The 13,675-nt window shown below is 63.2% G+C and carries 16 protein-coding genes; 11 read left to right on the forward strand and 5 right to left on the reverse strand.

Annotated elements, in window-relative coordinates; translation table 11 throughout:
- Positions 1-30: 30 nt before the first annotated feature.
- The 3 genes from G455_RS0104860 to folK all read right to left on the reverse strand — a co-directional run bounded on the left by G455_RS0104860 (position 31) and on the right by folK (position 3,203).
- A complete protein-coding gene (locus tag G455_RS0104860) occupies positions 31-2,163 on the reverse strand; it encodes a RelA/SpoT family protein (protein WP_028092654.1) in 2,133 nt (710 codons plus the stop codon).
- 23 nt (positions 2,164-2,186) lie between these two features.
- Positions 2,187-2,540 (reverse strand): DNA-directed RNA polymerase subunit omega, encoded by a 354-nt coding sequence (gene rpoZ, locus G455_RS0104865; RefSeq protein ID WP_028092655.1) that lies wholly within the window; start codon positions 2,538-2,540, stop codon positions 2,187-2,189.
- Between the two features lie 93 nt (positions 2,541-2,633).
- Positions 2,634-3,203 (reverse strand): 2-amino-4-hydroxy-6-hydroxymethyldihydropteridine diphosphokinase, encoded by a 570-nt coding sequence (folK, locus tag G455_RS0104870; protein WP_028092656.1) that lies wholly within the window; start codon positions 3,201-3,203, stop codon positions 2,634-2,636.
- Between the two features lie 136 nt (positions 3,204-3,339).
- On the opposite strand from folK, the gene G455_RS0104875 reads away from it, so the two are divergent.
- The 6 genes from G455_RS0104875 to rnhA all read left to right on the forward strand — a co-directional run bounded on the left by G455_RS0104875 (position 3,340) and on the right by rnhA (position 7,237).
- Positions 3,340-3,915, forward strand: coding sequence for a LabA-like NYN domain-containing protein (locus G455_RS0104875; protein WP_028092657.1), 576 nt, complete (start codon positions 3,340-3,342; stop codon positions 3,913-3,915).
- 253 nt (positions 3,916-4,168) lie between these two features.
- Positions 4,169-5,119, forward strand: coding sequence for a 4-hydroxy-3-methylbut-2-enyl diphosphate reductase (gene ispH / locus G455_RS0104880; protein ID WP_028092658.1), 951 nt, complete (start codon positions 4,169-4,171; stop codon positions 5,117-5,119).
- A complete protein-coding gene (locus G455_RS0104885) occupies positions 5,116-5,730 on the forward strand; it encodes a LysE family translocator (protein WP_028092659.1) in 615 nt (204 codons plus the stop codon). Before ispH ends, G455_RS0104885 begins: the two co-directional genes overlap by 4 nt.
- Position 5,731: 1 nt before the next feature.
- The gene (locus tag G455_RS0104890; protein ID WP_028092660.1) at positions 5,732-6,187 is read left to right on the forward strand and encodes a DUF3429 domain-containing protein; all 456 of its coding nucleotides are present in this window, start codon (positions 5,732-5,734) and stop codon (positions 6,185-6,187) included.
- Entirely contained in the window at positions 6,184-6,777 is a 594-nt protein-coding gene (locus G455_RS0104895; protein ID WP_028092661.1) for a class I SAM-dependent methyltransferase, read from the forward strand. Before G455_RS0104890 ends, G455_RS0104895 begins: the two co-directional genes overlap by 4 nt.
- Entirely contained in the window at positions 6,770-7,237 is a 468-nt protein-coding gene (gene rnhA, locus G455_RS0104900) for a ribonuclease HI (protein WP_028092662.1), read from the forward strand. Before G455_RS0104895 ends, rnhA begins: the two co-directional genes overlap by 8 nt.
- Before the next feature lie 33 nt (positions 7,238-7,270).
- Here the strand turns inward: rnhA and G455_RS0104905 are convergent, their stop codons facing one another.
- Positions 7,271-7,690 (reverse strand): Fur family transcriptional regulator, encoded by a 420-nt coding sequence (locus tag G455_RS0104905; RefSeq protein ID WP_028092663.1) that lies wholly within the window; start codon positions 7,688-7,690, stop codon positions 7,271-7,273.
- Between the two features lie 221 nt (positions 7,691-7,911).
- Here G455_RS0104905 and G455_RS0104910 point away from each other — a divergent pair, with 221 nt between their 5' ends.
- From G455_RS0104910 to G455_RS0104930, 5 genes are all read left to right on the forward strand, one after another.
- A complete protein-coding gene (locus tag G455_RS0104910; RefSeq protein ID WP_028092664.1) occupies positions 7,912-8,817 on the forward strand; it encodes a metal ABC transporter substrate-binding protein in 906 nt (301 codons plus the stop codon).
- A gap of 13 nt (positions 8,818-8,830) precedes the next feature.
- Positions 8,831-9,718, forward strand: coding sequence for a manganese/iron ABC transporter ATP-binding protein (locus tag G455_RS0104915; protein ID WP_028092665.1), 888 nt, complete (start codon positions 8,831-8,833; stop codon positions 9,716-9,718).
- Positions 9,715-10,575 (forward strand): metal ABC transporter permease, encoded by an 861-nt coding sequence (locus tag G455_RS0104920; protein ID WP_028092666.1) that lies wholly within the window; start codon positions 9,715-9,717, stop codon positions 10,573-10,575. The genes G455_RS0104915 and G455_RS0104920 overlap by 4 nt, the downstream gene beginning before the upstream one ends.
- Positions 10,572-11,429 carry a metal ABC transporter permease gene (locus G455_RS0104925; RefSeq protein WP_028092667.1) on the forward strand — a complete coding sequence of 286 codons (858 nt, stop codon included), beginning with the start codon at positions 10,572-10,574 and terminating at the stop codon, positions 11,427-11,429. Before G455_RS0104920 ends, G455_RS0104925 begins: the two co-directional genes overlap by 4 nt.
- 262 nt (positions 11,430-11,691) lie before the next feature.
- Complete coding sequence (locus tag G455_RS0104930) at positions 11,692-12,210, forward strand: DUF2938 domain-containing protein (protein ID WP_051312174.1); 519 nt, start codon at positions 11,692-11,694, stop codon at positions 12,208-12,210.
- A gap of 108 nt (positions 12,211-12,318) precedes the next feature.
- Here the strand turns inward: G455_RS0104930 and G455_RS0104935 are convergent, their stop codons facing one another.
- Positions 12,319-13,665 (reverse strand): ferredoxin reductase family protein, encoded by a 1,347-nt coding sequence (locus tag G455_RS0104935; RefSeq protein ID WP_035366103.1) that lies wholly within the window; start codon positions 13,663-13,665, stop codon positions 12,319-12,321.
- Positions 13,666-13,675: the final 10 nt, after the last annotated feature.

Here is a 13,675-nt window from a genome sequence, read left to right on the forward strand (position 1 = left end):
GTCGTCCCCCTTCGTTCTTGCCCTCTGGCGTCAGCCCGCAGTGGCGCGGATCGGTGGCTTTTCCCGATACCGCTCTAGTGCGGCGACATCGCTCTCGGCTTCGAGCGCCAGCATCAGCGAATGCAATTGCTCGACATCGCGCAATTCGACATCCACCAGCAGGCGATAGAAATCCGGTTTTCGGTCAACGAATACAAGATTGCTGATATTGGCCTTCTTCTCGCCGATCAACGTGCAAACGCGCCCAAGCATCCCCGCATCGTTGCCGATGGTCAGATCCAATGTCACCCCATAAACCGCCGGGTGGGTGCCGCTGTGCCAATGCAGGTCGACCCAGCGGTCGGGCTGCTCTTCGAACTCGCTCAACCGTTCGCAGTCGATGGTATGCACCACCACCCCCTTGCCGCGATAGGTGATGCCGACGATCCGTTCGCCCGGCAGCGGCTGACAACAGGGCGCGCGCTCAAAGCTCTGGCCCGGCTCCAGCCCGACCACCGCGCGACGCGGCGAAACCTGATCCCCCTCGTCGCGGATCAGTTCTGGATAAACCGCCTGGACCACGTCATGAGTGGACAGTTCGGCACTGCCAAGCCGCGCCAACAGCTCGTCCCGGTCCTTCAGCCGCAGGTGCCGGGCCGCGGTTTCCAACACCTTGTCGGTGGCCTTGCGACCGACGTGATCGAAGGCCGAGCGTGCCAGTTCCTGCCCCAACTTGATGAACCGGCCACGGTCCAGCTCGCGCAGGGCACGCCGGATCGCGGTGCGCGCCTTGCCGGTGGTGGCGATCTCAAGCCAGCTGACCTGCGGCATCTGGCCTTCGGCGGTGATGATCTCGACCGATTGGCCATTCTTCAGCCGGGTCCACAGCGGCACCCGGATACCATCCACCTTGGCACCGACACAGGCATGCCCGATGCGGGTGTGGATCGCATAGGCATAGTCGATGGGCGTCGCCCCGCGCGGCAGTTTGACCACATCGCCCTTCGGCGTGAAGCAGAACACCTGATCGGAATACATCTCGAGCTTTACCGCTTCGAGAAAATCCTGGTGGTCCTCTTCCGCCGTGAACTGTTCGGTCAGCGAGGCGATCCATTTGGCGGGATCGACTGCAAAGGGGTTCTCGGACCGGACCCCATCGCGATAGGACCAATGTGCCGCCACCCCGGTTTCGGCGACGTCATGCATCTGCCGGGTGCGGATCTGCACCTCGACCCGCTTGCCGTCACGGCCCGAAACGGTGGTATGGATCGACCGGTAACCGTTCGACTTCGGTTGGCTGATATAATCCTTGAACCGCCCCGGCACCGCCCGCCAGCGCTGGTGGATGACCCCCAGCGTGCGATAAGCGTCTTCCTCCGAGCCGGTGATGATGCGAAATCCGTAGATATCCGACAGCCGGGAAAAGCCCTGATTCTTCTCCTGCATCTTGCGCCAGATCGAATAGGGTTTCTTGGCCCGTCCGAAGACCTCGGCGTCGATCCCCGCGCGTTCCAGCTCGAACCGCATATCGCCGGTGATCCGGTGGATCACATCGCCGGTCTCGCGCTGCAGCATGATAAAGCGGCGGATGATCGACTGGCGGCCTTCCGGGTTCAACACGCGGAAAGCCAGATCCTCCAGCTCCTCGCGCATCCACTGCATCCCCATGCGGCCGGCCAGTGGCGCATAGATATCCATCGTCTCGCGGGCCTTCTGCACCTGCTTTTCCGGCTTCATCGCCTTGATCGTCCGCATGTTGTGCAGACGGTCGGCAAGCTTGACCAGAATCACCCGCAGGTCCTTGGACATCGCCATGAACAGCTTGCGGAAGTTTTCCGCCTGCTTGGTCTCGCGGCTGGACAGTTGCAGGTTGGTCAGCTTGGTGACCCCGTCGACCAGCATCGCCACCTCGTTACCGAAGCGCGCGGCAACCTCGGCCTTGCTGGCCTTGGTATCCTCGATGGTGTCATGCAGAAGCGCGGTGATGATGGTGGCATCGTCCAACCGCTGTTCGGTCAGGATTGCCGCCACCGCCACCGGATGGCTGAAATAAGCCTCGCCCGAGCGGCGGAACTGGCCCTCGTGCATCTGCCGCCCATAGTCATAGGCGGCAGTGATCTTGTCAGCATTGGTTTTCGGATTGTAGTTGCGGACCAGCGCAATCAGATCTTCAGCCGATATCATTTCGTCCGCATCCTCATCCGAGGTCAGCCCTGCCCCTGGGCCTCCATCAGCTTGCGGAGCAGCATTTCCTCGGTCAGATCATCTTCGGCCGGCTTGTCGGCCTCGGCCCCCATCAACAGGGCCATCGAATCCTCTTCGGGTTCGTCAACCTCGATCTGGCTCTGGTTCGACTCGATCAGACGCTCACGCAGCTCATCGGCGCTCTGGGTCTCTTCGGCGATTTCACGCAGGGCAACGACAGGGTTCTTGTCATTGTCGCGATCGACGGTCAGCCCGGCCCCCGAGGAGATCTCGCGCGCACGATGTGCCGCCAGCATCACCAGCTCGAACCGGTTCGGAACCTTGTCTACGCAATCTTCAACCGTCACGCGGGCCATGGGGAGCTCTCCAATAATCAAGTTTGGGTCCGGAACGGTGTTTTGTAATGGCGAATCCCTCTCTTGACAAGACGATATCCTGAAAATCAAGCGTCATATCGGCGTGATCTGTCCCAGCTCCTCCGCCGGCAGCGCCGCCAGCAACTCGGCAGCCGTGCGTCCCAGCAGCGGATGGCGCCAGTCCGGCGCGATATCGACCAGGGGCACCAATACAAATCCCCGATCCTGCAGGCGCGGATGCGGCAGGATCAGCTGATCAGGCGCAAGCCGGCGCTGGTCGGCATCCGGCAGATCACGCCAGCGCGCCTGCGTCTCGCGATCCGGACGAACCAACCCATCCACCGCCAGCAGATCCAGATCCAGCGTCCGCATTCCCCAGCGCACCTGCCGGTCACGACCAAAGTGCATCTCGACCCGATGCAACGCCGCCAGAATCTGCTCGGGGGTCAAGGCGGTTCGGACCTCGATGACCGCATTGACATAATCCGGTCCGGCTCCCGGCGGAAAACACGGGGTCTCGAAAAACCGGCTGACGGCGCGAATCACCATCCCCTCTGCCGGCAGGGCGTCAATGGCCTGAACCAGGGTCTCGGCTGGCGCCCCGGCCACCGAAGGCAGGTTCGCACCCAGCGCAACCAGCGCTTTTAAGCGCGTTTCAGTCATCTGAGAACGGCTTTCGTGTTGATACGGACCTTGCGGCGCACCCGAATTCTCCTATTTTGGTAATATCATTTTGCCAGATTTAATCACTCACTCACGGAACACCACGGCGAAATGGTCACACCGGAAGGACATTTTGATGTTTTACAAAGACGAACGGCTCGCGCTGTTCATCGATGGATCGAATCTTTATGCCGCCGCAAAGGCCTTGGGATTCGACATCGACTACAAGCTTCTGCGCCAGGAATTCATGCGGCGTGGCAAGCTGTTGCGCGCATTTTACTACACCGCCCTACTTGAAAACGACGAGTATTCTCCGATCCGCCCACTGGTGGATTGGCTGCATTACAACGGCTTCACCATGGTGACCAAACCGGCCAAGGAGTATACCGACAGCATGGGCCGGCGGAAGGTCAAGGGGAACATGGATATCGAGCTGACCGTGGATGCGATGGAACTGGCGCCGCGGGTCGATCACATCGTGCTGTTTTCGGGAGATGGGGACTTCCGACCGCTGGTGGCCAGCTTGCAACGCCAGGGCGTACGGGTCTCGGTTGTTTCGACCATCCGCAGCCAACCGCCGATGATCTCGGACGAACTTCGCCGTCAGGCCGATAACTTCATCGAGCTGGAAGAGCTGAAGGACGTGATCGGGCGCCCTCCGCGCGAAATGAATAGCGACAGCCGAAACATCGCACACGTCGGCGGGCAATAAAGCCCGCCCTCTTCCGCGCCGACCAGAACCTGCACATAACGAGCCATAGCCGCCCCTTGGCGCAAACAATGCACGACAGGGCGCGATCCAGATCAGACGCTTTTGTAGCCATCGCCAAAAGGCCTCTGACATCGCCCTCCCTGCCATCTGACATCGCCCCCGAGACATCCGTTTTTCGGGCCGGAGCGCTATGGCCCGCTCTGGACCATCTGGCCCCAACGCTCTACCTCTCAGGGCGCAAGGAGACCGCGCCATGACCAAACCGCCCCTAACCCTCTATCTGGCCGCCCCGCGCGGATTCTGCGCCGGTGTCGACCGTGCCATCAAGATCGTCGAGATGGCCTTGGAGAAATGGGGCGCCCCGGTCTACGTCCGGCACGAGATCGTGCACAACAAGTTCGTGGTTGACGGGTTACGCGCCAAGGGCGCCGTCTTCGTCGAGGAGCTTGAGGACTGCCCAGAGGATCGCCCGGTGATCTTTTCCGCCCATGGGGTGCCCAAGGCGGTGCCGGCCGCAGCGGCGCGGCGGCAGATGGTCTATGTCGATGCCACCTGCCCGCTGGTGTCAAAGGTGCATATCGAGGCGCAGCGGCATTCCGACAACGGGCTGCAGATGATCATGATCGGCCATGCCGGCCACCCCGAGACCATCGGCACCATGGGCCAGTTGCCCGAGGGCGAGGTCTTGCTGGTCGAAACCCCGGCCGATGTCGCCCATGTCGAGGTGCGCGATCCCGAAAAGCTCGCCTATGTCACCCAGACCACACTCAGCATAGACGACACCGCCGAAATCGTCGCCGCCCTGCGCGCACGATTCCCGGCCATCGTCGGGCCGCATAAGGAAGACATCTGCTATGCCACCACCAACCGTCAGGAGGCGGTGAAGGCGATGGCGCAGAAGTGCGATGCGCTCCTGGTGGTCGGCGCGCCGAATTCGTCGAACTCTCGCCGGTTGGTCGAGGTCGGCGCCAAGAACGGCTGCCGTTATTCGCAACTGGTACAGCGGGCCGAGAATATCGACTGGCGCGCATTGGACGGGATCAGCAGCGTCGGCATCACCGCCGGCGCCTCGGCCCCCGAAGTGCTGGTGAACGAGGTGATCGACGCCTTCCGCGCCCGCTATGACGTGACCATCGAAACCGTCGAGACCGCGGTAGAAAATGTGGAATTCAAGGTCCCGCGTGTGTTGAGGGAGCCCGCCTGATGTCGTTGCAATTTCTTCTGACCGCCTTCGTCGTGGTGATCGCACCGGGAACCGGGGTGCTCTACACTCTGGCGCTCGGCCTTGGGCAGGGGCGCCGCGCTGCGCTCTGGGCGGCTCTGGGCTGCACCTTCGGCATCGTGCCGCATCTTCTGGCGGCAACGCTGGGGCTGGCGGCAATCCTGCACGCCTCGGCCCTTCTGTTCAACGCGGTGAAATTCGCCGGCGTCGCCTATCTGCTCTATCTCGCCTGGCAATCGCTGAAATCGGGCGGCGCGCTCAGCGTCGCGGCGCAACGCAGCGGGGAACCCGGCTGGCGCATCGCCCGGCGCGGCGCATTGATCAACATCCTGAATCCGAAGCTGTCGGTCTTCTTCCTGGCACTGCTGCCGCCGTTCCTGTCGGGCGATCCATCCACCGCGACGGCCGAGATGGCGGGGCTGGGCGGCATCTTCATGGCGATGACGCTGGCGGTCTTCGCACTTTACGGCATTTGCGCCGCACAGGCCCGCGCCCTGGTGCTGGGATCCGAGCGGGTGATGCGCTGGCTCAACCGCTCCTTTGCGGCACTTTTCGCGGCCCTGGCCGGCCGTCTGGCCCTGGAGCGGATCTGAGATGCTGCGCGGCGTCCCCACCACCGCCCGTTTGCTGGGTCTTCTGGCTCTTGCTCCCTTCGTCTGGGGCATCGCCACCCATTTCAGCCCCGATCTCACCGCCTGGGGAGCGGCCCGGCTGGGGCCGCGCTTCGTGGCACCCTATGTGCAGCTCTTCTTCGGCTCGGCGATGCTCTGCTTCTTCTGCGGCGCGCTTTGGGGCAATGCCGGTCGCGCCGGTGGCGCCCTCGGGGTTGCCGCCCTCATCCTGGCGATCGTTCCGGTGGTTTGGGCCTATGTGGTCAACGGGAGCGGGCCTGTCTCTGACTCGATGAACCTGATCTTCGGTTTCGCAGGCCTGACCCTGCTGGATCTCGCCTTCGCCTATTGGCGGCTGGTGCCCTCCTGGTGGCTGCGACTGCGGTTGCCGATGGCCATTGTCATCATCGGCAGTCTCGCCGTCGAGGTCTATTTGTGAGCGATCCCGAAACCATCGCCGTCTATGACCGCCGCGCCGCTGATTATGCCGCCCGGAACGAGCGCTATGTCCGCCGCGACCCCCAGCTTGCCGCCTTTATCGCCGCCTGCCCCCCGGGCGGTCGCGTGCTGGATCTGGGCTGCGGTCCCGGCACCTCTTCGGCGCGGATGGCCGAGGCCGGCCTCAGGGTCGACGCCACCGACGCCTCGGCGGAAATGATCGCGCTGGCCGCCCGCGCCCCCGGCGTCACAGCCAGGCAAGCCACCTTCGACCAGATCGAAGGCACCGACATCTATGACGGCATCTGGGCCGGCTTCTGCCTGCTGCACGCCCCGCGCTCGGATTTCCCCCGCCATCTGACGGCCCTGCGCCAGGCCTTGAAACCCGGCGGACAATTCGCCATCGGCATGAAGCTGGGCGAAGGCGAGGCGCGCGACCAGATCGGCCGGCACTACACTTACTACACGCATGAGGCGCTGATGGATCATCTAAGCACCGCGGGTTTTACCCCCGCTAGCGAGACACGCGAACAGGGCAAGGGGCTGGATGGCAGCCCGGCCGATCTGATCACGGTGATCTGCAATGGCTAAGCTTTTCGCCTATACTGATGGTGCCTGCTCCGGAAACCCCGGGCCCGGCGGCTGGGGGGTGTTGCTGCGCGCGATGGAGGGTTCCGAAATCGTCAAGCAACGCGAACTGAAGGGCGGCGAGGCGCAGACCACCAACAATCGGATGGAGCTTCTGGCGGCAATCAACGCGCTGGAGAGCCTGACCCGGCCGACCGAAATCACCATCGTCACCGACAGCAACTATGTGAAGAACGGCATTACCGGCTGGATCTTCGGCTGGAAGACGAACGGTTGGAAGAATGCCGCCAAGAAGCCCGTCGCCAATGCCGAGCTGTGGAAACGGCTGGATGCAGCACAGCACCAACACAAGGTGACCTGGACCTGGGTCAAGGGGCACGCCGGCCACCCCGAGAACGAGCGTGCCGATGAACTGGCGCGCGAAGGCATGAAGCCATTCAAGACGCCTGCCACCACCCGCTGAAGCGACTGAACCGGCAAGCCCGCCCGCGCGGGCTCAACCCTTTCTAGGCCTGACGTAGATGTCCAGCGTATGGCTGACGATGTCAAAGCCATACTGCCGGGCGATCTCTTCCTGGATGCGCTCGATCTCGTCCGAGCGGAATTCGACCACTTCGCCGGTCTCGACATTGATGAAATGGTCGTGATGCGTTTCCGGCACGATCTCGAACCGCATCCGGCCATCGGCAAAGCTGTGACGTTCGATCAACCCGTGTTCGGCCAGGGTGTTCACCGTGCGGTAGATCGTGGCGATATTCACGCCCGGTTCGATCGCTTCGACGCGACGATGCAGCTCTTCGACATCCGGGTGATCGTCCGACGCCTCCAGCACCTGAAGGATCACCCGACGCGGTCCGGTCAGACGCAGCCCTTCCTGCCGGCAACGTTCAGTCAATGTCGGGTGCGCCTTGGTCATGCCACGCGGCCTTTCTTCGTCGAAATCTGCAAACCGGCCGCGATCCGCCTGGCCGCGCCACCGTCCTGCAGCCCTAGCATAGCCCCCCGGAAAGGTCACCACGCGGCGACGGCCCCGAAGATGCAAACGCATTGCACTTGCATTACCAGAAGGAAAGGTTACTCATATATGCGAATCACTCGCATCTAAGCCTCAGCGCAACGACCATGAAAGGACATTCCATGCCCAAATCCCTGAGCTTGCTGATCGCGGCCGCCGTTACCGCTGCGCTGATGGCGGGCTACGCGCGGGCAGATGCCCCCCGGATCAAGGTGGTCACGACCTTCACGGTTCTGGCCGATATGGCGCGCCAGGTGGCCGGCGACGCCGCCGATGTAGTCTCGATCACCAAGCCCGGGGCGGAGATCCACGGCTATCAGCCGACACCCCGCGATCTGCTCCAGGCGCAGGACGCGGACCTGATCCTGTGGAACGGCATGAATCTCGAACTTTGGTTCGAACAATTCCTCCGCAATCTGGGCAACATCCCATCGGTCACCCTGACCGAAGGCATAGACCCGATCCCGATCGCCGCCGGCGCATATCAGGGGCTGCCCAACCCGCATGCCTGGATGGGGCTTGAAAACGCGATGGTCTATGTCGACAATATCGCCACCGCGCTCTCGGCCCGCGATCCCGGCAACACTGCCACCTACATGCAGAACGCCGCCGCCTATAAGGACAGGCTGCGCGCGATACTGGAACCGATGAAAGCCGAAATCGCCGCCCTGCCCGCGCCCCAGCGCTGGCTGGTCACCTGCGAAGGGGCCTTTAGCTATCTCGCCCGCGATCTAGGCCTCCGGGAACTGTACCTCTGGCCGATGAACGCCGATCAGATGGGCACGCCGCAACAGGTGCGCCGGGTGATCGACACGGTCGAGGAGAATGAGATCCCCGTGGTCTTCTGCGAGAGCACCGTCAACACCGCCCCGGCCAGACAGGTCGCCCGAGAAACCGGCGCGCAATATGGCGGCGTGCTCTATGTCGACAGCCTCAGCACGCCCGACGGGCCTGTGCCCTCTTATCTCGACCTGCTCAAGGTCACCACGCAGACCGTCGTTGACGGGCTCACCGCGGCCGGAAATTGAGGAGAGACAGCAGATGCAACAGCCTCCCTCCGAACCGGCGCCCTCCGCCACCAGCAGCGGGATCATGGCCCGTGATGTGACCGTCACCTATCGCAATGGACACACAGCCCTGCATAACGCGAGCTTCGAAATTCCGCGCGGTACGGTGACCGCCCTGGTCGGTGTCAATGGGGCCGGGAAATCGACCCTGTTCAAGGCGATCATGGGGTTTGTCCCGCTTGCCCGGGGCGATATCCGCCTCCTCGGCATGACGGTGAAACAGGCCCTGAAACAAAATCTCATCGCCTATGTGCCTCAGTCCGAAGAAGTCGACTGGTCGTTTCCCGTACTGGTCGAGGATGTGGTGATGATGGGCCGCTATGGCCATATGGGCCTGCTGCGCCGCCCATCGCGGCAAGATCGCGACGCGGTGGAGACGGCGCTCGCACGGGTCGGCATGACGGCCTATCGCCACCGCCAGATCGGCGAACTGTCCGGCGGGCAGCGCAAACGGGTCTTTCTGGCCCGGGCCCTGGCACAGGACGGGCAGGTCATCTTGCTTGACGAACCCTTCACCGGGGTCGACGTGAAAACCGAAGAGCAGATCATCGCCCTGTTGCGCGCGCTGCGCGACGAGGGCCGGGTGATGCTGGTATCGACCCACAACCTCGGCTCGGTACCGGAATTCTGTGATCGCACCATCTTGGTGAAGGGCACGGTCCTGGGTTTTGGCCCCACCGAAACCACCTTTACGCGCGCCGCTCTCGAAGCCGCCTTCGGCGGTGTTCTGCACCATTTCTCTCTGGGCGGGGCGGAACTGCATCAGGACGACGACACGCGCCGACTGTCGATCCTGACCGATGACGAACGCCCCCTGGTGCAATACGGCAACGAAATCCGCCTGTCGGAGGACAGCGAATGAGCCCGCTTCTGGAGCCTTTCAGCTATGGCTACATGACCAATGCCATGTGGGTGTCGGCCCTTGTCGGCGCGGTCTGCGCCTTTCTCTCCGCCTATCTGATGCTGAAGGGCTGGTCCCTGATCGGAGACGCGCTATCGCATTCCGTGGTGCCGGGCGTCGCCGGCGCCTATCTGCTGGGCCTGCCCTTCGCCCTGGGGGCATTCCTGTCGGGCGGGCTGGCGGCGGCGGCAATGCTGTTCCTGTCGGATCGCTCCGGGCTGAAAGCGGATGTGATCATCGGCGTGATCTTCACCTCCTTCTTCGGGCTTGGGCTGTTCATGGCCTCGGTCAATCCGATGGCGGTGTCGATCCAGACCATCACCATGGGCAACATCTTGGCAATCGCTCCGGAGGACACCCTGCAACTGGCGATCATCGGCGTCGTCTCTCTCGCGGTTCTGGCGCTGAAGTGGAAGGATCTGATGGTCGTCTTCTTCGACGAGAACCACGCCCGCTCGGTCGGGCTCAGACCCGGGGCGCTGAAGGCGGTGTTCTTCGTTCTGCTCTCGGCCTGCGTCGTTGCGGCGATGCAGACCGTCGGCGCCTTTCTCGTCATCGCGATGGTGGTGACCCCCGGCGCCACCGCCTATCTGCTGTGCGACCGCTTTCCCCGACTGATCGCGACATCGGTCGCCATCGGTACGATGACCAGTTTCACCGGCGCCTATGCCAGCTATTTCCTGGATGGCGCGACCGGCGGGATCATCGTGATCCTGCAGACACTGATCTTTCTCATCGCCTTCGTCTGGGCGCCGAAACACGGGCACCTGGCGGCCCGGCGCAAGGCCGCGCAGGCGCTGCGGGAGGGCCAGGCATGATACTGGACAGCTTGCTGGCCCCGTTTCAGTTCGGCTTCATGCAAAACGCCTTCTGGATCGCTCTGATCATCTCGGTGCCCACGGCGCTGCTGTCCTGTTTCCTGGTGCTGCGGGGCTGGGCCCTGATGGGAGACGCCGTCAGCCATGCGGTGCTGCCAGGGATCGTTCTGGCCTATATTCTGGGACTGCCGCTGATCCTCGGCGCCTTCGGTGCCGGCATGGTGACGGCGCTGGCGACGGGATATCTGTCGGACAACAGCCGAGTAAAACAGGACACGGTGATGGGAGTGGTCTTCTCAGGCATGTTCGGGCTGGGCATCGTCCTTTATGTCGCGATCCAAACCAACGTACATCTCGATCATATCCTCTTCGGCAATATGCTCGGGGTCGAAGCGACGGATCTCAGAACCGCCGGGCTGATCTCCCTTGTGGTGACCACGGCGCTGCTGCTGAGCTGGAAGGATCTGATGCTGCACGCGTTCGATCCGGCCCAGGCGAAAGCCTCTGGCCTTGCCGTCGGACTGCTGCATTATGGCCTGCTCGCGGCGCTGTCGCTGACCATCGTGGCGACGCTGTCGGCCACCGGGCTGATCTTGGCGGTGGGGTTGCTGATCACCCCAGGGGCCACGGCCTTTCTGCTCACCCGCCGGTTCGGCGCCATGCTGGCAACCGCCGTTGCGCTATGTGCCACCGCGACGGTGGGCGGGGTCTATGTCAGCTTCTTCCTCGACAGCGCGCCAGGGCCCACCATCATCCTGATCCTGACCGCGATGTTCATCGCCGCCTTTGTGCACAGGACATGGCAGGGCCGACGCAGGCACCGCACCGAAGCTGTCCGAGGCAATAATCTTTGAGGCGATCGCGCCGCATGTGACAACGACCACTCGTCAATCCCGCAGGGGCGCGATTTCCTCATGGAAGGCGCCCCCGCCTTGGCCGGCAAAAGGACAATCGACGAGGTCATATGCGGCACAGACGCCCGCAGAGAGACAGGCCCCGCCGGAGCATCGCGAAACCATCGGCCTTGGCGAATTCAAGCCACACGGGCTTGACCTCAAGCCGGCTTCAAGTGGCATGGCCCCGGGCATCGTTTGATATGCAAGGGAAACCACCAAGATGCCGCTGACCGACATTGAAATCCTGCCGCTGGCTTTCGAGGCCACGTTCCTCGGCGCCGGGGCAACGCTGATCATGGATCTCGTGGCGCTGGCCCGCCGCCGGCTTTTTGACACACCATCGCTGGACTATGCCCTAGTGGGGCGCTGGCTCGGCTCTTTGCCCAAGGGGCGGCTTGTGCATCGCCCGATCACCAAGAGCCCCCCGATCACCGGAGAGCGCCCTTTGGGATGGGCAGCACATTATCTGATCGGCATCATCTTCGCCGCGGCCTTTCTGCTGATCGCACCGCTGTCGCCCGGGGCCGGCCCCAGCCTGCCGTCGGCGCTGCTTTTCGGGCTGGCGACGGTGGGCGCACCGTTTTTCCTGCTACACCCCTGCCTTGGCGCTGGCATCGCCGCCCGCGCGACCCCACGTCCCTGGGTGGCGCGGCGCAACAGCATGACTGCACATCTGTCCTTCGGGCTTGGGCTGTGGATCACCGGCTGGGCCCAGGCCATCGCCCTGTCGGCCGGATAACGCCGGAACCGCCCCGGCGCCGGCAACCTCCACAAGTTCCAAAAGACCACGGCCCGCACCATCACGGGCCGTGGTCCCCTAGAGCGAACCGACAGCGATAGCGGGCAGTCAGCGCATCTCGAACAATTCCTGATGGAAATTGCGATCGACGTTCAGCCCCTGCTGCGCGAAATCCTCGCGCAGGCTCTTGCCGAAACCGCTTGGCCCGCAGAACCACAGGCTGGCCTCGCGCCAGCCCGGCACCGCCTCGCGGATACGTTCACCGCCAAGACGGCCATCACGCGCATCAATCAGCAAATGCAGACGCACCTTGGCAGCATGGGCCTCGGCAGCGATCCGCTCCAACGCGGCCTCATCGACCTCGCGCGTCGAATGAAACAGGTCGATTTCCGGGCGCTCGGTCCCCGGCGCCTCCTGGGCCAGTTCCTTCAACCGGGCCAGAAACGGGGTGATCCCGATACCGGCACCAATCCAGATCTGGCGCGGCGCCCCATCATCGAAGGTGAAACACCCATATGGGCCCTCGACGGTCACCTCCTGACCGACCTTCAGCCGTTCGGCAAGGCCAGTGGTATGATCGCCCAGTTCCTTGGTCACGAAAGTCACGGTGGGATCTTCCGGTGTCCAGGCCGAGGCGATGGTATAGGGATGCGCCCCCTCCAACCGGTTCGAGGTGACAAAGGCGAATTGCCCGGCCTGGTGCCCGGCCCAACCCGGCCGCAGACGGATTTCACTTTCCAGCGACCGCACGCCTGCATAGTTCCGCAGGCCGACGATCTCACCCGTCACCCGCCGACCGCGACCGATCGCCCCGAACAGCGAAACCAGCGCGGCATAGCAGCCGAGCAGGATCAGCACCGCCATGATTGCCCCCAGCGGGGTCATCCATTTGTCATAGTCGATCAACACCACCGAATGAAAAGCCAACACGAGATAAACCACGGGCAACACGCGGTGCGTATATCGGAACAACCGATAGGGGATCAGCTTGACCAAGGCGATCACCAGCAGAATCACCACGGCATAGAAGGCCCATTCGCCGAGCCCCTCGGCAGTGCCGCGCAGCGAGCGAAAGAACGCCTGTACGGGATCGGTGATTTCTGGACGAGGCCCGCGCTCCGGCCGCGCAAGCAGCCCGGCCCCCACCGCCCATTTCGGCGCCTCCGACCAGAGCCAGTGAAACACCGCGAGGCCAAGCGCCCCGATCCCGAGCCATTTGTGAAAGCGGTACATCTTGTCCAGACCGCCCAGCCGCCGTTCGACCCAGCGCGGTCGCAGGGACAAAATCATCGCAATGCTCATCGCCGCCATGGCAACAACGCCGGACCACTGCATGATCGAGTCACGCAGCGCAAAAATGCCCGAGGCAGTCAGGATTTCCGGGCTGACCGCCAGCCACAGCAAGGCGATCGCGGCCCAAAAGCCCCAGAAAATCTGCAAATTCGTTCGTGTCATAATCTCATCT

Source organism: Pseudodonghicola xiamenensis DSM 18339 (assembly GCF_000429365.1).
GTDB classification, from domain to species: domain Bacteria; phylum Pseudomonadota; class Alphaproteobacteria; order Rhodobacterales; family Rhodobacteraceae; genus Pseudodonghicola; species Pseudodonghicola xiamenensis.